This window comes from Photobacterium sanguinicancri (assembly GCF_024346675.1).
GTDB classification, from domain to species: Bacteria; Pseudomonadota; Gammaproteobacteria; order Enterobacterales; family Vibrionaceae; genus Photobacterium; species Photobacterium sanguinicancri.
In genome coordinates, this window is sequence record NZ_AP024850.1 from 3,363,264 (window position 1) to 3,382,385 (window position 19,122).

At 45.5% G+C, this 19,122-nt stretch carries 19 protein-coding genes; 2 read left to right on the top strand and 17 right to left on the bottom strand.

Features of this window, described 5'->3' with window-relative positions; all coding sequences use genetic code 11:
* Positions 1-11: 11 nt before the first annotated feature.
* The gene (locus OCU87_RS15385; RefSeq protein ID WP_062691665.1) at positions 12-1,409 is read right to left on the bottom strand and encodes a replicative DNA helicase; all 1,398 of its coding nucleotides are present in this window, start codon (positions 1,407-1,409) and stop codon (positions 12-14) included.
* Between the two features lie 209 nt (positions 1,410-1,618).
* Between OCU87_RS15385 and OCU87_RS15390 the strand changes: the two genes are divergently transcribed.
* Positions 1,619-2,368, top strand: coding sequence for a DUF481 domain-containing protein (locus OCU87_RS15390; RefSeq protein ID WP_062691663.1), 750 nt, complete (start codon positions 1,619-1,621; stop codon positions 2,366-2,368).
* A 197-nt stretch (positions 2,369-2,565) separates the two neighbouring features.
* Here OCU87_RS15390 and rplI read toward each other — a convergent pair whose 3' ends face one another.
* From rplI to nsrR, 7 genes are all read right to left on the bottom strand, one after another.
* Positions 2,566-3,018, bottom strand: coding sequence for a 50S ribosomal protein L9 (gene rplI, locus OCU87_RS15395; protein WP_094957913.1), 453 nt, complete (start codon positions 3,016-3,018; stop codon positions 2,566-2,568).
* Positions 3,019-3,056: 38 nt separating this feature from the next.
* Positions 3,057-3,284 (bottom strand): 30S ribosomal protein S18, encoded by a 228-nt coding sequence (rpsR, locus tag OCU87_RS15400; protein WP_006233798.1) that lies wholly within the window; start codon positions 3,282-3,284, stop codon positions 3,057-3,059.
* A gap of 3 nt (positions 3,285-3,287) precedes the next feature.
* Positions 3,288-3,602 carry a primosomal replication protein N gene (gene priB / locus OCU87_RS15405; RefSeq protein WP_062691661.1) on the bottom strand — a complete coding sequence of 105 codons (315 nt, stop codon included), beginning with the start codon at positions 3,600-3,602 and terminating at the stop codon, positions 3,288-3,290.
* A gap of 7 nt (positions 3,603-3,609) precedes the next feature.
* Complete coding sequence (rpsF, locus tag OCU87_RS15410; RefSeq protein WP_062691660.1) at positions 3,610-4,023, bottom strand: 30S ribosomal protein S6; 414 nt, start codon at positions 4,021-4,023, stop codon at positions 3,610-3,612.
* Between the two features lie 243 nt (positions 4,024-4,266).
* On the bottom strand, positions 4,267-5,004 hold the full coding sequence (gene rlmB / locus OCU87_RS15415) for a 23S rRNA (guanosine(2251)-2'-O)-methyltransferase RlmB (RefSeq protein WP_062691658.1): 738 nt from the start codon (positions 5,002-5,004) through the stop codon (positions 4,267-4,269).
* A 3-nt stretch (positions 5,005-5,007) separates the two neighbouring features.
* Entirely contained in the window at positions 5,008-7,575 is a 2,568-nt protein-coding gene (rnr, locus tag OCU87_RS15420) for a ribonuclease R (protein ID WP_261857517.1), read from the bottom strand.
* 162 nt (positions 7,576-7,737) lie between these two features.
* Positions 7,738-8,178, bottom strand: a complete 441-nt coding sequence (gene nsrR, locus OCU87_RS15425) for a nitric oxide-sensing transcriptional repressor NsrR (protein ID WP_062691656.1) — start codon at positions 8,176-8,178, stop codon at positions 7,738-7,740.
* Positions 8,179-8,283: 105 nt separating this feature from the next.
* On the opposite strand from nsrR, the gene hmpA reads away from it, so the two are divergent.
* On the top strand, positions 8,284-9,468 hold the full coding sequence (hmpA, locus tag OCU87_RS15430) for an NO-inducible flavohemoprotein (protein WP_261857518.1): 1,185 nt from the start codon (positions 8,284-8,286) through the stop codon (positions 9,466-9,468).
* A 96-nt stretch (positions 9,469-9,564) separates the two neighbouring features.
* Here the strand turns inward: hmpA and motX are convergent, their stop codons facing one another.
* From motX to mutL, 9 genes are all read right to left on the bottom strand, one after another.
* The gene (motX, locus tag OCU87_RS15435; RefSeq protein ID WP_062691652.1) at positions 9,565-10,191 is read right to left on the bottom strand and encodes a flagellar protein MotX; all 627 of its coding nucleotides are present in this window, start codon (positions 10,189-10,191) and stop codon (positions 9,565-9,567) included.
* 273 nt (positions 10,192-10,464) lie between these two features.
* On the bottom strand, positions 10,465-11,781 hold the full coding sequence (locus OCU87_RS15440) for an adenylosuccinate synthase (protein ID WP_062691651.1): 1,317 nt from the start codon (positions 11,779-11,781) through the stop codon (positions 10,465-10,467).
* Positions 11,782-11,902: 121 nt separating this feature from the next.
* Positions 11,903-12,097, bottom strand: coding sequence for a DUF2065 domain-containing protein (locus OCU87_RS15445; protein ID WP_062691649.1), 195 nt, complete (start codon positions 12,095-12,097; stop codon positions 11,903-11,905).
* Between the two features lie 64 nt (positions 12,098-12,161).
* Positions 12,162-13,154, bottom strand: coding sequence for a protease modulator HflC (gene hflC / locus OCU87_RS15450; protein ID WP_062691647.1), 993 nt, complete (start codon positions 13,152-13,154; stop codon positions 12,162-12,164).
* Between the two features lie 2 nt (positions 13,155-13,156).
* Complete coding sequence (gene hflK / locus OCU87_RS15455; RefSeq protein ID WP_094957837.1) at positions 13,157-14,311, bottom strand: FtsH protease activity modulator HflK; 1,155 nt, start codon at positions 14,309-14,311, stop codon at positions 13,157-13,159.
* Between the two features lie 51 nt (positions 14,312-14,362).
* Positions 14,363-15,652, bottom strand: a complete 1,290-nt coding sequence (gene hflX, locus OCU87_RS15460; protein ID WP_261857519.1) for a ribosome rescue GTPase HflX — start codon at positions 15,650-15,652, stop codon at positions 14,363-14,365.
* A gap of 27 nt (positions 15,653-15,679) precedes the next feature.
* The gene (gene hfq / locus OCU87_RS15465; RefSeq protein WP_062691638.1) at positions 15,680-15,946 is read right to left on the bottom strand and encodes an RNA chaperone Hfq; all 267 of its coding nucleotides are present in this window, start codon (positions 15,944-15,946) and stop codon (positions 15,680-15,682) included.
* 86 nt (positions 15,947-16,032) lie between these two features.
* On the bottom strand, positions 16,033-16,968 hold the full coding sequence (gene miaA, locus OCU87_RS15470) for a tRNA (adenosine(37)-N6)-dimethylallyltransferase MiaA (protein WP_062691636.1): 936 nt from the start codon (positions 16,966-16,968) through the stop codon (positions 16,033-16,035).
* Positions 16,961-19,120, bottom strand: a complete 2,160-nt coding sequence (mutL, locus tag OCU87_RS15475; protein WP_261857520.1) for a DNA mismatch repair endonuclease MutL — start codon at positions 19,118-19,120, stop codon at positions 16,961-16,963. Before mutL ends, miaA begins: the two co-directional genes overlap by 8 nt.
* Positions 19,121-19,122: the final 2 nt, after the last annotated feature.

Below are 19,122 nucleotides of genomic sequence, written 5' to 3' on the forward strand. Positions count from 1 at the left end.
TGATGTGGTTATTATTCTTCGTCAAACGCAGGGCCTGCGTAATTATCAAAACGTGAAAACTGCCCTTGGAAAGTGAGTCGCACAGAACCGATAGGGCCGTTACGCTGCTTACCAATAATAATTTCGGCAATACCTTTAAGCGCACTCTCTTCGTGATAAACCTCATCACGGTAGATGAACATGATTAAATCGGCATCCTGCTCGATAGCACCTGATTCACGCAAGTCTGAGTTAATCGGGCGTTTATCGGCACGTTGCTCCAAGGAACGGTTAAGCTGAGACAATGCAACAACAGGCACATTAAGCTCTTTTGCCAACGCTTTCAACGAGCGTGAAATCTCTGAGATCTCTAACGTACGGTTATCTTGCATGCCAGGGACGCGCATTAATTGCAGGTAATCGACCATGATCATGCTTAAACCGCCGTGATCACGGGCAATACGACGAGCGCGAGAACGTACATCAGTCGGGGTTAGACCCGAGCTGTCATCGATGTACATATTCTTCTTCTCCATGAGGATTCCCATGGTTGAAGAAATACGCGCCCAATCTTCATCATCGAGTTGACCAGTACGGATCTTAGTTTGGTCTACACGTGATAACGATGCCAACATACGCATCATGATTTGTTCCGCGGGCATCTCTAGCGAGAAAATCAGCACCGGTTTATCTTGATCCATGGCGGCGTTTTCGCACAAGTTCATCGCAAACGTGGTTTTACCCATAGATGGACGTGCTGCAACAATGATCAAATCCGAACCCTGTAAGCCCGCGGTTTTCTTATTCAGATCGGTAAATCCCGTCGTTACACCCGTTACACCATCTTGTGGTGATTGGTATAACAACTCAATACGTTCTAGGGTTTTCTCTAGAATCGTATCTACATTCTGAGGACCTTCATTTTCCGAGGTACGTTGCTCGGCAATAGCGAAAACTTTACTTTCAGCCATATCCAGCAAATCTTCACTGGTACGGCCTTGGGGATCGTAACCTGCGTCAGCGATTTCATTCGCAACGCCAATCATGCCTCTGATCATTGCACGCTCACGAACAATGTCGGTATAAGCGGCAATATTGGCGGCTGATGGCGTATTTTTTGCGAGCTCGGCTAAGTACGCAAATCCACCCACATCTTCGAGTTTATCCGCTTGCTCAAGCTGCTCAGAAAGCGTGATCAAATCGAGCGGCTTACCGCCTTCTAGCAAAGCCGAGACCGACTCGAAAATAATACGGTGAGGGCGACTGTAAAAGTCACTCGCCAAGATTTTTTCGGCAACAGAGTCCCATTTTTCATTATCCAGCAACAAGCCACCTAAAACAGATTGCTCGGCCTCCAATGAGTGTGGTGGCATTTTAATGGCATCCACTTGGGTATCTCGTTGATTATTCGGTTTACTTTTCTCTGCCATAGGGATCGCGTACTTACTAAAAACGTAGCCTGATAGTATACCTCATTCACGGTTTAGTAGTGAAAAACTCATTAATGCTCAGCGGTTGGTGCCTATTATGCGCTTTTTAATTCTAATCGATATTCACCACAGAATTCTTGACCAAAAGTTGACATTATTGCGGTACACTGACCGCTTTCTTTCCATTTATACACCTCATAGGAGGATGCTTGGCTAAATACCTTATCGCTGCACTGCTGCTTGCCACTAGCACTGCCTATGCTGAGGAAGAAGACGCACAAGTACCACCCTCTCCATTAAAAACAGAGATTGAATTGGGTTACCAATCACTTTCTGGCAACTCTGATTCTCAATCATTGAACAGCCGACTGGGTCTGACTTACGTTAAAAATCAATTTCGTAATACCGCCGAAGCTAAATATTTATTGGCAACCAAAAACGAAAAAGAAGATAAACGTAAAGGCCAACTAGAACTGCAAAGCGATATGAAAATTAATGAGCGTACCTATGTGTTAGGTAATGCCAGCTACACCAATGATCGCTATGGGCCTTACTTCAATGATTTCACCCTCGCAACAGGTTTGGGTTATCAGTTGATCCGTCGAGAGACGTTTCAGATGGAAGTAGAAGCGGGGCCGGGTTATCGCTTTCAAGATCCCAACTTTGACGAGATTGATGACGATGACATTGTGGTACCAGAAACGGTACAAGAAATTATTTTGCGTGGTAGTACTAAATTTACTTGGAAGCCAACCAAAACCGTTGAGATCAATACGCGAATTACGGGTATCGGTGGTAACAGTAACAGCACCTTAGAAGGTGAAGTTAATCTAACCAGTTCGATCACCGAGCACATCGCGATTAAGATCAGTAATACTCAGAAGTACAATACTTGGGTACCTGACGGCTTAAAGAAACGCGATTCGACCCTTACCATGACACTGCTGTTCAAAATTTAGATCTCACCGCACCACCAACAGACATGATGTAAATACCCGCCTGTCGTTCGACTAGACTCAATACCACCATGTTGACATGGTAAACATACATATCTTGGCGTTACACCTATTTAGTTCGATGCGAGAGCTCGTCACTCAAATAACAGGCATAAAAAAACCAGCCCTAAGGCTGGTTTTTTAATTAACACAAAACGTTATTAAGCTTCAGCTACAACGTTTAGGTTAACTGTAGCGAATACTTCAGAGTGTAGCTGAATGCTAACTGCGAATTCGCCAGTGTTACGTAGTGCGCCTTCAGGTAGACGAACTTCGCTCTTCACTACTGTAACGCCTGCCGCTGTAATAGCGTCAGCGATGTCACGAGTACCGATAGAGCCGAATAGTTTACCTTCGTCACCAGCTTTAGAAGCAATAACAACTGCTTCTAGAGCGCTTAGTTTGTCTGCACGAGCTTGACAAGCAGCTAGTTGCTCAGCAACTTTAGCTTCTAGTTCAGCACGACGAGTTTCAAACATTTCTACGTTAGCTTTAGTAGCCATAACAACTTTACCCTGTGGGATAAGGAAGTTACGAGCGTAGCCAGCTTTAACGTTAACTTGGTCGCCAAGGCCACCTAGGTTACCGATTTTATCAAGTAGAATAACTTGCATTATCTATGTCCTCTTAAACTTAATTTAACCGCTACCTATTACAGATGCTTATCTGTGTATGGTAGAAGTGCTAGGTAACGAGAACGCTTGATAGCGCGAGCTAGCTGACGTTGGTATTTTGCGCGAGTACCAGTGATACGGCTCGGTACAATTTTACCAGCTTCAGTAATGTAGTTTTTTAGAGTAACTACGTCTTTGTAGTCGATCTCTTGTACGTCTTCTGCAGTGAAACGGCAGAATTTACGACGACGGAAGAAACGTGCCATGGGCTAATCTCCTGAACAATTTATTTCAATGTGGTCGGCATGTAACACTAATTTACCTATGCCATTACGGCCGGTTTGGTACGAGATAAATCCCGAAGCCTTAATGTGACTGCCAACGGCTAAATCTTGAGTAACTGCTTGTTGACCTTTACCGCTAACAACAACGTTAATGTAGCAATACACTTGACGAGGTAAGTCAGCTTCCCGTTGGTAAGAACGATGCTCAAGCACAAAGTGACAATGAGGAACGCCTGCCGGGGATTGGCTTCGTTTGGGCTCTTTGGCTATAACACCAGATAACGCCAGACGATTGGTCACTTACAAATTACTCAGCTTCTGCTTCACCTTCAGCTTTCGCTGGAGCTTCTGCTGGAGCTTCTGAACGCTCATCACGCTTAGAGAAACGCTCTGTACGCTCTTCTTTAGCCTTCATCATTGGAGATGGCTCAGTAACAGCGTTTTTCGCACGCATGATCATGTTACGGATCACTGCATCGTTGAAACGGAAGCTAGACTCAAGCTCGTCAATTACAGACTGCTCAGCTTCAACGTTCATAAGAACGTAGTGTGCTTTGTGCAGTTTGTTGATTGGGTAAGCCATTTGACGGCGGCCCCAATCTTCTAGACGGTGAATTTCACCACCAGCATCTTTGATTGAACCAGTGTAACGTTCGATCATGCCTGCAACCTGTTCGCTTTGATCAGGGTGCACCATGAATACGATTTCGTAATGACGCATTGGTTGCTCCTTACGGATTAATCAGCTTCCTTAATTGGCTCGGTTATCCAGAGGAAGCAAGGAACTAAAAAAAGAACCGAGAATTTGGAGGCAGAATAGTATAGAGAATGGACGATTTTCGCAAGACTTTTTACGCTCATTCACCCAAATACCAACAAATAAAAAGGGCTGCAATCATTGCAGCCCTTTCGATGACATTTTAACTCGGTGTTATTACTAGAAACAGTATAAACAACCGAACTATTAGCCTTGGCGTTGACGCACAGCTTCAAACAAACAAATGCCTGTCGCAACCGATACGTTCAAACTAGAAACCGTGCCTGACATTGGAATTTTGATCAGGTCATCACAGGTTTCACGCGTTAAACGACGCATACCGTCACCTTCAGCGCCCATGACAATAGCCAAAGGACCTGTCAGTTTACTTTGGTAAACATCATGCGTTGCTTCACCTGCTGTACCAACAACCCATACACCTTGCTCTTGAAGTGCACGTAGGGTGCGCGCTAAATTGGTCACACGTACCAATGGCACGACCTCTGCAGCACCACACGCCACTTTAGAAGCAGTACCATTAAGTTGTGCCGAGCGGTCTTTAGGAACGATCACGGCTACAGCACCCGCCGCATCAGCATTACGTAAACAAGCCCCTAAATTATGCGGATCTGTCACGCCATCTAGCACAAGTAGCAATGGATTCTCTTTGCTTGCCAGAATCGCATCAAGGTCATGCTCGTTGTACTGCTTGCCCGCTTTCACACGCGCAATAACGCCTTGGTGAGACGCGCCTTTGGCTTTGTCATCTAGCGCTTTACGACCCGCTTGTTGGACAGTAATACCCAACATATTTAGTTCATCCAGTACTGGCTGTAGACGATCGTCTTCACGGCCTTTCAACACAAATACTTCAATAAAGCGTGCAGGATCTGACGCTAACACAGCTTTCACGGCATGAATGCCGAAGATCATTTCATTACTCATTGCTTAGTTCTTCTTTGCGGCGCGTTCGGCTTTGCCCGCGCGTTGCTTTTTCTTTTTACGAGCAGCAGCCGACGGTTTCTTTCTGCTTTTCGTTTTCGGTTTAGTATCGTCGTCTGCGTACACTTTTGGTTTTTTATCACCAGCTTTAGGGATAGCACCCGCTTTAAGCTTTTGACGTACCGACGCGCGATTTTTCTTCGATTTAGCACGCTGTTCTTGCTCTGCATCAGTCTGCGCTTCACCGCCTTCAACGCGGTAAGACTTCAAATTCTGACGCTGCAAGCCTTGCGCTTTGCGCATGCGTTGCTGCTTTTCACGGGTTTTAGCCGTTTTGCCTTCACCACGCGCTTTGCGTGACGTGCCCACAATATCAAAATCAATCTGACGATCATTTAAATTAATTGCCGCCACTTTCACTTTTACGCTATCGCCTAAACGGTAAATTTGCCCCGAACTCTCACCGACTAAACGCTGACCAACCGGATCAAACTGGTAGTAATCATTCGCAAGGTTCGAGATGTGCACCAGACCATCAATGTTCAATTCAGTTAAACGAACAAAGAAGCCAAAACCAGTGACATTAGCAATCACGCCATCAAACTCATCACCTAGGTGATCTTGCATGTACTCACATTTGAGCCAATCTGCAACATCACGCGTTGCATCATCGGCACGGCGCTCAGTGGTTGAACACTGCTCACCCAATACGTCGATGTCATCATACGAGTAATGGTAGCCACCTGTTGGCGTCCAACGATCGGTATTGGTACCATTTTGCTTCGCGATTAAATATTTAAGTGCACGGTGCAACGTCAAATCTGGGTAACGACGAATTGGCGAGGTAAAGTGCGCGTACTGCTTAAGCGCCAAACCAAAGTGACCAATATTATCGCCTTGATACACAGCTTGCTTCATTGAGCGTAGCAGCATCGTTTGGATCAACTCTTTATCTGGACGATCTTGGATCATCGCTGCCAACGCGGCGTAATCACTTGGCGACGGCGCTAAACCACCCGATAAATTTAAGCTCAACTCTCCTAAGAAGTCACGGAAACCCACAAGGCGCTCTTCACCTGGGCTATCGTGGACACGGTACAATGCTGGCTCTTTGGCTTTTTCAACAAAACGTGCTGATGCAACGTTCGCCATGATCATACATTCTTCGATGATCTTGTGCGCTTCGTTACGCTCTGCAGGCACAATGCGGTCGATCTTACGATCAGCATTGAAGATAAACTGGGTTTCGATAGTTTCAAATTCGATCGCACCACGTTCTTCACGTGATTTTTTGATCGTTTTGTACATCGCAAACAGCTCTTCAAGATGAGGGACTAGCGGCTTATAACGCTCACGTAGCTCTTCATTGCCATCCAGCATCTTGCTTACTTTGGTGTAAGTCAGACGTGCATGCGAGTTCATTACCGCTTCATAGTGCTTGTAACCCGATAGCTTACCGATATCTGAGATAGTCATCTCACACACCATACACAAGCGATCAACTTGCGGGTTAAGCGAACATAGGCCGTTCGATAACACCTCTGGTAGCATTGGGATAACTTGCGACGGGAAGTACACCGAGTTACCACGGTTAACCGCTTCTTTATCTAGCGCGGAACCTTGGCGAACATAGTGACTAACATCAGCAATCGCGACCCATAAACGCCAGCCGCCTGACTTTTTGCGCTCACAGAAAACAGCATCATCGAAATCACGTGCATCTTCACCATCAATGGTTACTAACGGTAAGTCACGTAAATCAACACGGCCTTGCTTGGCTTCTTCTGGCACCTGCTCGCCTAAGCCTTCGATCTGCTTCTCGACTTCAACAGGCCATTCGTGTGGAATGTCATGGGTACGCAGAGCGATTTCAATTTCCATACCCGGTGCCATATTCTCACCAAGTACTTCAACCACTTTACCCACTGCATTGTATTGGCGAGTAGCACGTTGGTTGATTTCAACCACAACCACGTTACCCATACGTGCACCCATACGATTGTCGTTCGGGATCACAATATCTTGTGCAATACGTGAATCATCAGGTACAACATAGCCCATACCATCTTCAACAAAGAAGCGGCCCACAATTTGGCCTGTACGTTCTTGTACTACACGAACGACACGTCCTTCACGACGGCCACGTTTATCAACGCCATCAGCTTGAGCAAGGATATAGTCACCGTGTAAAACACCACGCATTTGGTGGTTAGGTAGCATTAGGTCGTTATCTTTACCAACGCTGCCTTCAGGGCGAACAAACCCAAAGCCATCACGGTGGCCAATAACATAGCCTTTAATCAAATCAAGACGCTCAGGCAAGGCATAGCACTGGCGGCGAGTAAATATAAGTTGACCATCTCGCTCCATCGCACGTAAACGGCGACGAAGACCTTCATAATGATCATCCCCTTCCAATTTCAACTCGGTAAATAGTTGGTCGCGACTCACGGGTGTACTGAAACCACGAATAACTTCAAGCAACATTTCACGGCTTGGAATAGGGTTTTCGTAGTTTGACGCTTCGCGATCGCGGAAAGGATCGACCGGTAAATCGGTAGTACCTTTAGGCATAAATAGATCCATATTGGCGAGGACATAACATTAAGTATATCCAGACCATAGGTGAACAGATGGGAGCCAAGTACAAATTTAAGGTCATCAACCTAAGTACTTCACTCCACAGAATTTGAGGATGGCACAGAAACGTGCCCTTTAAGAGAGATTGTACAGCGATTAGTTCAGCGGCTCAGCAGGCACATCTAACAACACACGCAGTGGTGGGTTATCATCAATTAAGCTTTCCAGCGTATGCTGATCCAATTCATTCAAAAACGCTTCACGTGCTGTCGCTAAAATACCTTTCAAACGGCAAGCTGGGGTGATGTGGCAAAAATCTTCACTGCAATTTACGATTTGAAGTGGTTCAATTGCACGTACAACATCGCCAACAACAATGTCTTTTGCGGCCATTCCTAATCGGATACCACCATTTTTACCGCGCACAGTTTCAACGTAGCCCAATTGACCAAGTTTATTAATAATCTTGACCATGTGGTTACGCGATACGCTGTATACATCTGTCACTTTTGTAATGCTGGCTAATTCGCCTTCAGGCAAGGTGGCAAGATAAATCAAAGCCCTTAAGCCAAAATCGGTAAAACTGGTTAACTGCACAATAGCTCCTCCTAGAAGTATTCTAATCTTGTTATTGACTAAAAGATACAGATCAGATACAACTTATAACATACATTATAAATACAACTTCAAGAGAAAGTAGTAATGATTAGCCAACAAACTATTGATACCGTCAAAGCAACGGCACCAGTAATTGCTCAAACAGGTCCCGCTCTGACCGCCCACTTTTATGACCGCATGTTTAACCATAATCCTGAACTCAAAGATATTTTCAACATGAGTAACCAGCGTAATGGTGACCAGCGTGAAGCATTATTTAATGCTATTTGTGCTTATGCAAATAACATCGATAACCTTGCTGCGTTATTACCTGCAGTTGAAAAAATAGCGCATAAACACACCAGCTTTATGATCACAGCCGAGCAATATTCTATTGTTGGTGGGCATTTGCTGGCAACTATCGATGAACTTCTATCACCAGGTCAAGCCGTGCTGGATGCATGGGGGGAAGCTTATGGTGTACTCGCGAATGTATTCATTCAGCGTGAAGAAGCGATTTACCAAGAAAATGAAACCATGGCTGGCGGCTGGCGTGGCACCCGTGAGTTTGAAGTTGTTGCCAAACAACCAGAATCTCACGTGATCACCAGTTTTACCTTTAAACCTACCGATGGTGAAGCCGTTTCAAGCTTTAAGCCAGGTCAATACTTAGGTATTTACCTTACTCCTGACGCATTTGAAAACCAAGAGATCCGCCAATACAGCTTATCTTCGGCGCCTCAAGACAATACTTACCGTATATCGGTTAAACGCGAAGAAGGCGGCAAAGTTTCGAGCTATCTTCATGCTCACTTGCAAGTAGGCGACAAAGTTCAACTTGCAGCCCCTGCTGGTGATTTCTTCCTAGCTGCAGCACCCACAACACCTGTTACCCTTATTTCTGCCGGTGTGGGTTTAACACCGACACTATCGATGCTTGAAACCCTAACAGCACATCAAGCACAGGTTAACTGGCTACATGCAGCTGAAAATGGTGAGCATCATGCTTTCAAGGATCACGTTAACGCTGTAGTTGATCAACATGATCATATGACAGCAACCACCTGGTACCGTGAGCCCTTGACGACAGATCGCCCTGCTGAAGATTTTGACTTCACCGGTATCATCGATCTATACCAAGTCAAAGCGCAGATCAGTCATCCAGAAATGGAATACTACTTCTGTGGTCCAGTAGGCTTCATGCAGCATGTCGCGAAGCAGTTGATTGAGTTAGGTGTAACGGAAGATCGCATTCACTACGAATGCTTTGGTCCGCATAAAGTACTGTAGTTCTCAGTCACAACAGCCAAAACGTAAAAAGAGCGCATCGGCGCTCTTTTTTGTGTCTGCAGCTTTTAGCTGAATATTAACCGCTAGCCTAATGGCTCACCAAAACGTATCACGGCGTTTCGCCCGAGCGATCACATTGGCAGGCATGTGCGTTTCAAGGTTACGCCTTAATGTCGTGATTTTACGGTGAGTAGATTTATTGGCTACCACGGTGTTATACAACCAGCGATAGGCATCTTCAAAATCAAGAGGACTGCCATAATTATTAAGCAATAATTCAGCAAGTTGAATACGGGCAGACACATTCCCCATGGAAGCAGCTTCACGTAGATAAGGGATAGCTCGTTCGCGGTCTTGCTGAACTAAAATACCACGAGCAAAGTAACGCCCCAATTGCTCGAGTGCTGCCGGTGAACCTTGATGCGCGGCAGATTGCATGTAATCAATCCCCAACTCCACATCACGCTCAACACACACACCCCAAGCTAACATGTCGCCGTATAAGAACTCATAGGCAGGTGACTCTACACGTTGGGCGCGTGCTTCAATATCTTGTACTAACTGGCATTCATCCGCTTTAACTCGTTCAAGGTGGCTATTAGTGTCGAATAAGCGAAATAACTCAGATTCTGTGTACACTTCTACAGCTTCGCCCACGCTTTCAATCGCATGTACAGGCGTTGCAAATAACACTGTAGTAAGAAGTAATGTACGCAGTTTCATCACACCAAGCTCATATTTCCGAAATCGCAACGCCACCAAAGCGCTACATTGTTTTTACCAGATGAATAACTGGCAGTAAAAAACGTATCGGCGAAAGCGGTAAACTCTTTAATAACTTTTCGCAAAAACGGCATTTTTTTGCCGCAATATCACAAAAGTATTTCATCTTTTTTGACACAAGAGGAAATACCAGATCCCCCTTCATTGTATAGGACGATATTACGGGCACAAAAAAGCCAACCCTTAGGTTGGCTTTTGGCGAAACATCAGCAATTACTCACCGTATGGGTGAACCTTGATGATTGTTTCGTTACGGTCTGGACCAGTCGAAATAATATCGATTGGTACACCAGTTAGCTCTTCGATACGCGCGATGTAATCAAGCGCAGCTTGTGGAAGTGCGTCTAGTGATTTAGCACCGAAAGTACATTCAGTCCAACCAGGTACTGTTTCGTAGATTAGCTCTAGATCTTCGTAAGCATCAGCCGCCATTGGTGATACTTCTAGGATTTCGCCAGTCTTAGTTTTGTAACCAGTACAGATCTTGATTTCTTCAATGCCATCCATTACGTCAAGCTTAGTTAGGCAGAAACCAGAGATTGAGTTGATTTGTACTGCGCGGCGCATCGCCACTGCATCAAACCAACCAGTACGACGTAGACGACCAGTCGTTGCGCCAAACTCGTTACCAACTGTACCTAGGTGCTTACCAATTGGGTCTTGCTTATCTAGACCGTCGTATAGCTCAGTCGGGAATGGACCTGCACCTACACGTGTGCAGTATGCTTTCGCAATACCTAGGATGTAACCTAGGTGACGAGGACCAAAACCAGAACCTGCAGCAACACCACCAGCAGTCGTGTTAGAAGACGTTACGTATGGGTAAGTACCGTGGTCGATATCTAGTAGCGTACCTTGTGCACCTTCAAACATGATCTTGTCGCCACGTAGACGTGCATCATCAAGTTCTTTAGTTACATCGATAACCATAGAAGTCAGGATGTCAGCTTGTGCCATCACACCTGCAAGTACTTCTTCATAGCTTACTGGTTCAGCATTGTAGTAATGCTCAATTTGGAAGTTATGGTAAGCCATTACTTCTTTAAGCTTCTCAGCAAATGCTTCTTTGTCGAATAGATCGCCAACACGCAGACCACGACGAGCAACTTTATCTTCGTACGCAGGACCGATACCACGACCCGTAGTACCAATTGCTTTTTTACCACGAGCAAGCTCACGCGCTTGGTCAAGTGCGATATGATAAGGAAGAATTAGCGGACAAGCTTCAGACAGGAATAGACGTTCACGAACAGGGATACCACGCGCTTCTAGCGGGCCCATTTCTTTCATTAACGCGTCTGGAGAAAGAACAACACCGTTACCAATAATACATTTAACGTTGTTACGCAGAATGCCTGATGGGATCAGGTGCAAGACAGTTTTTTCACCGTCAATGACAAGGGTATGACCTGCATTGTGACCGCCTTGGTAGCGAACCACATATTTTGCATCTTCGGTTAATAGGTCAACAATCTTACCTTTACCTTCGTCACCCCATTGGGTGCCAAGAACGACTACATTATTTGCCATCTGTCTTCATCTATAGTAGTTAAAAAAGGATTCTAGCACCTTAGTGCACGCCTTGCAGTCATTTTTTAAGCATGGCAATTATTTTTGCAAGAAGAGTGTCACAGGCGGCACTCAGCACAATTTACAGGCTGCGATACATCATGTAAGCAATCGTACAACCTGCAACCACCAAGCACCCTCCAATCCGGCGGAGGGAATTATCGTCTTGTTGCGCTAGCTGCCCAACCATGTCACGCCATCCCCTAGGTGCCAGTAGTGGACCTAGCCCTTCAAAAACAAGTACTAGCCCTAAGGCTAACCAAATTGCATCACTCACTTTATTTCTCCCAAAAAAAAGACAAGGCCTTAGCCTTGTCTTTCTGTTCACTCTAAACGTTAACTTAGTTTATACCGTCAGACTTCTTCATGTAGCGGAAGAAATCAGAGTTAGGGTCAACAACTAGCATATCGCTCTTCGAGTTAAAGCTGTTTTCGTAAGCTTTTAACGAACGTACAAAGTTATAAAACTCGGCATGTCCTTTAAAGGCATCAGCATAAATCTTAGCAGATGTAGCATCCGCACCACCTCGAACAACACGCGCTTCACGATCGGCTGCTGCAAGAATTTTAGCCACTTCTAGCTCAGATTGAGCACGAATAACTTCAGCTTTCTCACGGCCTTGCGAACGGTGTTTACGCGCAACTGATTCACGTTCAGCACGCATACGACGGTAGATAGATTCACTGATCTCATCAGGTAGGTTGATTTTCTTCATACGGAAGTCAACCACTTCGATGCCTAGGTCTTTTGCACTTTCTTGCGCTTCAACCAATACATCTGCCATGATTTGATCACGTTGACCTTCAACTTCTTTACGCGGCACAACTTGAGCCACAATTTCCGTTGCAGGGGCTGTGTCATCAACGACTACAGCACCAGGGTCAATCGTCTGACCACGATCAGGACCAGAAACGATTTGCTTGATTTCTTTCGCACCGATTTCAGCACGTAGGCTATCAACTACTTTACGTTTCAATAGTGCTTCAGCCGTCGACTTATCACCGCCACCCGTTGTTAGGTAGTAAGCACCAAAGTCTTTGATGCGCCACTTAACGTAAGTATCAATGATAACGTCTTTTTTCTCAGCCGTTACGAAACGGTCAGCTTGATCATCCATGGTTTGAATACGTGCATCTAACGTACGAACACGGTCAAACACAGGCACTTTAAAGTGAATACCAGGCTCATAGATACGCGCAACTTCAGTATTATTATCTTTAATAATACGACCGAAGCGAACGACGATACCGCGATCACCCTCTTTAACCACAAAGATCGACATCAGTAGTAAAGCAATAAAAATCACTACTACTGGGATAATTAACTTACGCATTATTAATATCTCCCCTGGCGACCAGTGTCATTACGTGGCGTTGTCGCTGGAGTTGGTGTTGCCACTTTCTCTAGCTCGATACCGTAAGAACTGCTTGATGACTTTTTAGGTTTCGCTTGTGCATCACCTTGGTTCATCAGTTTATCTAATGGCAAGTACAGTAAGTTACCGCTCGACTCAGAATCGATCATTACCTTGCTGGTACTTGAGTAAACACGCTCCATTGTATCTAGGTACAGACGGTTACGCGTTACTTCTGGTGCCGCTAGGTATTCAGGTAGTAGTTTTTCAAATTGAGCAACTTCACCCAATGCACCGTTAACCACTTTCTCAGAATAACCTTCAGCTTCTTTTTTCAGACGTTCTGCACGACCTGTCGCTTTTGGCAAAATATCATTGCTGTAAGCTTCGGCTTCACGAACAAAACGTTCTTCATCTTCTCGCGCTGCGATAGCATCATCGAATGCATCTTTCACCGCTTCTGGTGGACGCGCAGACTGGAAGTTCACATCAACAACTAAAATACCCATGTCGTACTTCGCAATGATCTTATCAATTGCTTCTTGGGTATTAGCACGGATCGTTTGACGACCGGTTGTTAGTGCTTCATCCATCTTTGAGTCACCGATAACAGCACGTAGTGCTGAATCAGTTGCTTGACGTAAACTGTCATCAGCGTTTACCACGCTAAACAGATACTTCTGAGCATCAGAAACACGGTACTGAACATCCATTTCAACTTTCAGTACGTTTTCATCTTTGGTCAGCATTAAACCTGAGCTACGTAGTGAACGAATCGCTTGAATGTTGACAGCTTCAACTTCGTCAATGAAGGTTGGTTTCCAGTTCAGACCTGGATCAACCATTTCATAAAACTTGCCGAAACGAAGTACGACACCACGCTCTGCTTCACCAATAGTGTAGAAGCCAGAGAAGCCCCACACTGCAGCTGCAAGTACTGCAATTGCCCCTAATCCAACAGCACCGCCGCCAGAAGATGGACCTTTTTTATTCCCAAAAATACCGCCAACCTTACGACTCAGTTTTGAAAAAACCTCATCAAGATCAGGCGGTCCTTGTTCACGTCCACCGCGATTATTATTACCCCAAGGGTCTTTATCACGGCCGCCGTTGTTTCCAGGCTCATTCCACGCCATTATAGAACTCCATCAATGTGATATGACGACAGTTTTCTTAAGAGCACATCCTCAACTGACAATAAAGTCATCCAGTGATGCACTGTCTCTTTTTTCTAACCGCGACCAGTCTGCCTGCGGTAATCGAATGTCAATCGTCAGGCTGCCATCCGGTTCATATTCTTCACGCAAGATACAATCTAACTGACAAAACTTACTACGAATACGGCCAATATGTTGCGGAGGTATCCGCAAAGAATGGCTAACCATAGTGCCAGCTAAACGCTCTGTTAGCGCTTGGAATAGTAAGTCGATACCGATCCCTTCCATTGCTGAGACCCACACGCGGCGAGGAACACCCTCGTCATCACGTTCAATACGTGGTTCAGCACTTTCTAGATTATCGATTTTATTCATCACTATGAGCATCGGCACCTCATCGGCGTCGATCTCTTCAAGCACTTCGTCAACCGCTTCAATATTTTCACGGAAACGATCATCACTGGCATCCACCACATGAAGCAATAGACTGGCTTCTTGGGTTTCTTTCAGTGTGGCTTTGAATGCTGCCACCAAGTCGTGTGGCAAGTGACGAATAAATCCAACGGTATCCGCTAAAATAGAGGTGCCAACATCGGCCACGTTAATTTTGCGAAGCGTTGGGTCGAGGGTTGCAAACAGCTGATCAGCTGCATAAACCCCAGCATCTGTAATACGGTTAAATAATGTTGATTTACCCGCATTGGTATAGCCAACAAGCGATATAGTTGGAATTTCAGCACGATTACGTGCCCGACGACCTTGATCACGCTGCTTAGAGACTTTCTCTAAACGACGTAAAATCGCCTTAATACGATCACGTAATAAGCGACGGTCGGTTTCCAACTGAGTTTCACCGGGGCCACGCAAACCAATCCCGCCTTTTTGACGTTCAAGGTGCGTCCAACCACGGATCAAACGTGTAGAGATATGACGCAACTGCGCCAACTCAACTTGCAGCTTACCTTCGTGAGTACGCGCTCGTTGGGCGAAAATATCCAATATCAGACCAGTACGATCTAATACTCGACATTTACAAAGGTATTCCAAATTGCGCTCTTGCGCGGGAGATAGGGCATGATTGAAGATGACTATTTCAGCCCCTTCCATTCGTACCGCATCAGCAATTTCTTGCGCCTTACCTTCTCCAACGTAATATTTAGGGTGAGGAGTCTTACGGCTGCCTGTTACTACACGCAGTGTATTGACTCCCGCAGAGGAGACCAGCATTTCACATTCGCTAAGATCTTCCCATTCCCCTTCTTGCGTGAAGTTGATATGGACAAGAATTGCCTGCTCACCGGCTTCATAACGGTCAAACAAGCAACCAACTCCTTAAAGAAGAAATTATTATTCTTCTGTTTTCTCTTGAGGACGGTCACCTGCTGGACGGTCACCTGTGTGATGATGATTCACAGGGCGAGCAGGAACAACTGTCGAAATTGCATGCTTGTATACCATTTGGTTTACAGTGTTTTTAAGTAGGATTACAAACTGGTCAAATGATTCGATCTGACCTTGCAATTTAATGCCGTTTACCAGGTAAATTGAAACCGGGATTCGTTCACGACGTAGCGCATTCAAAAACGGGTCTTGCAAAGATTGCCCCTTAGCCATTATTTCTTTTCCTTATTAGTTTGTAGTTGTATTAGCAACGAACAAAAATTAAAAATACGCAAAACAGTAATGAGTATACACGTTTATCAAACATCACATCTAACTGAGTTTGTGACTGTTTGTAACGCTATATCTACGTTACTGCTATCCAACCAGGTCAAATTTTCCCAGCCTCTCAGCCAGGTAATTTGACGCTTCGCTAATTGACGAGTAGCACAGATTCCGCGAAAAATTGCTTCATCCTTATCACACTGCCCGTCCAAATAGTCCCACATCTGACGGTAACCAACACAACGAATAGATGGCAAATCAGGCGTCAGGTCTTCACGCTCATATAGCGTGCGAACTTCTTGTTCAAAACCTGCTTCCATCATTTTGCCAAAACGTTGTTCGATCCGTTGATGCAGTACAGCCCTATCCATGGGAGCTATTGCAAATTGATGAACCTTATATGGCAGAGGTTCACCTTGAGTTTGTGTTAACTCTGTTAAAGTTTTACCCGAAATACGAAAAACTTCCAATGCACGAGAAAGACGCTGTGGATCGTTTGGGTGAATTCGAGCACCTGCAACAGGGTCAATACGCACTAATTCATCATGGAGCGCTTGCCAACCTAACTCGGCCGCATCACGTTCGATCTGCGCTCGCACATCGACGTCTGCAGCGGGCAATGGCGACAGCCCTTCCAGTAATGCTTTAAAATACAACATGGTGCCACCCACTAGAAGTGGGATGCGCCCTGCTGCAACTATATCAGCCATTTCTTTTAACGCATCGGCTCTGAAGTCTGCAGCCGAATAACTTTGCGCTGGATCACGAATATCGATCAGTCGATGCGGCGCTAAGGCGAGTTCTCGCTCATCTGGCTTCGCTGTACCTATATCCATATCTTTATAAATAAGGGCAGAGTCGACACTAATCAACTCTACAGGTAGCTGTTCTCGTAAACGAATGGCTAAATCCGTTTTGCCTGATGCGGTCGGCCCCATTAAAAAAATGGCCTGTGGTAATAGCTTACTCATGATTAAATGCTTCTATTGCTTCGTTGGTATTCACCGCACGGAGCAAATTCTTATAATAAAGTTCAAGATCATTGGCCCATAGATGCTCGAGCTCAGTAACTAACTGAATCGCTTGGGACAGACTAAATGCGTCTGTTGGCATCACACACTGTGTCGCCAGCCAATCTAATAATTTGTCCCAACCTTGGGCTTGTTGATCCTCAGCAACTGAGAGTAAATACGTTAATAGATTCGGGATCAGTTGCTGTAAATTTTGTTGTCGCAGTGGCATGCACACTGACAAAATAATGAGGCCATTATTGTTTTTCTTTTTCAGCTGAATCCCCAACTGTTTCAATAACAGTGCATGCTGCTCTGCACATGCGATCAATTCTGGCTCAACGGGCACAGAATGTGGGATCAATAATGGCTGTGGTTTCAACCCTTCGCTTTGCGCTAGTTTAAGCTGACCTTTATGACGCAAACGCTGCGCAACATCTAAAGACAGCAAATAAATCCCATCTTCTCGGCTTAATAATAAATAGCGCTGTGCCACAAGTGATAACGCTTTGCCTAACCCAACAGAGCTTGCCCCCCCAACCGGCATATTCACTGCACGACTGACTGGAACGATGGGAGTGCTTTGCTGCCATTCATTACGCACAGGTTGTGCTGATGACACGGGCTTAGAATATTGCCTCTCGTCCGATGCCGAAACTGACAACGACGGAGCCGCTTCAGTATGATACCTATCAGCATTATTCGCTGATTGACTATCAGTTTCAGCTTCAGCGGTTTGCATTAATCGTTGATAAGCTGCAACTTCTTGCCTTGATGGCGCATCACCACCGAATTGCCGTCCATTGCCAGAATTTGATGATTGAGAGCCCATCGTCGTTCTGGATGAGGACGTTCGAGCGTTACCATGATGCGTATCATGCGAACCACTTCGGTCATTGCTATGCCTAGGTTCGAGCGATGTTTTCACTTCGCTATCGAGCCACTCATTGGCATCCGCTTTATTCGGGTAATCCGGTGTATTTGCGATGGCGGCAGAAGACGGTGCTGCTTCAGCGACATGATGAACACGTCGTTCCGAAGAAGCTAAATCGACATAATGCTGCGCAGAAGCACTGGCTCGTTGCGGCGCTTGGTATGTTTCTTCACCAGCTTCCATGCTCTGCTGTAAAGCACTTTGGATAGCTTGATAAATAAAATCATGCACCCAACGCCCCTGATGAAAACGAACTTCATGTTTAGCGGGGTGAACATTCACATCCACTTGATGCGGATCAACTTCAATAAACAGCACATAAGCGGCATAGAGATCTGAAGGCAAGCTGCTTTCATAGGCTTGGCGAATAGCATGATTGATGAGTTTATCTTTCATCATTCTGCCATTCACATAGCAATACTGGATATCATTTTGTGGCCGTGCGCCGTGTGAGTTGCAAATCCACCCAGAGAGTTTTAAGTCTCCATGTTCTAATTCAACAGCAAGGGCATGCTTCAGGAATGGCCCACCACATACTGCGGCTAAACGACGCTCTTTTTGTACCTGCGTATCAGAAGCGCGATATTGGCGAATCAACTTACCGTTATGACGTAAATTAATTGCCACATCAAATCGGCTCAACGCGATACGCTTAAGCAATTCATCAATGTGGTTAAATTCAGTTTTTTCAGTACGGAGGAATTTACGGCGTGCCGGTGTATTGAAAAATAAATCCAATACTTCCAATGTAGTGCCCACTGGATGCGCGGCTGGTTTCAGCTGCACATCCATATCACGACCTTCTGCATACGCCGACCACGCTTCTTCTTGGTCTTGCGTGCGCGAGGTAAGGGTCAAGCGCGATACGGAGCTAATACTGGCAAGCGCTTCACCACGGAAGCCTAAACTCACAATGGCTTCCAGATCATCTAGCGAGGCGATTTTTGATGTGGCATGGCGACTTAACGCCAAACCCAGTTCATCTTTAACGATCCCTTTACCGTTGTCCCGAATTCGGATTGTTCGACTTCCCCCTTTATCGATATCGATATCGATTCGGGTTGCGCCAGCGTCGAGGCTGTTTTCGACCAGCTCCTTGACGACTGAAGCGGGACGTTCCACTACCTCACCTGCTGCAATCTGGTTTGCCAGTCTGGCAGGTAATATCTGAATGGGCATAA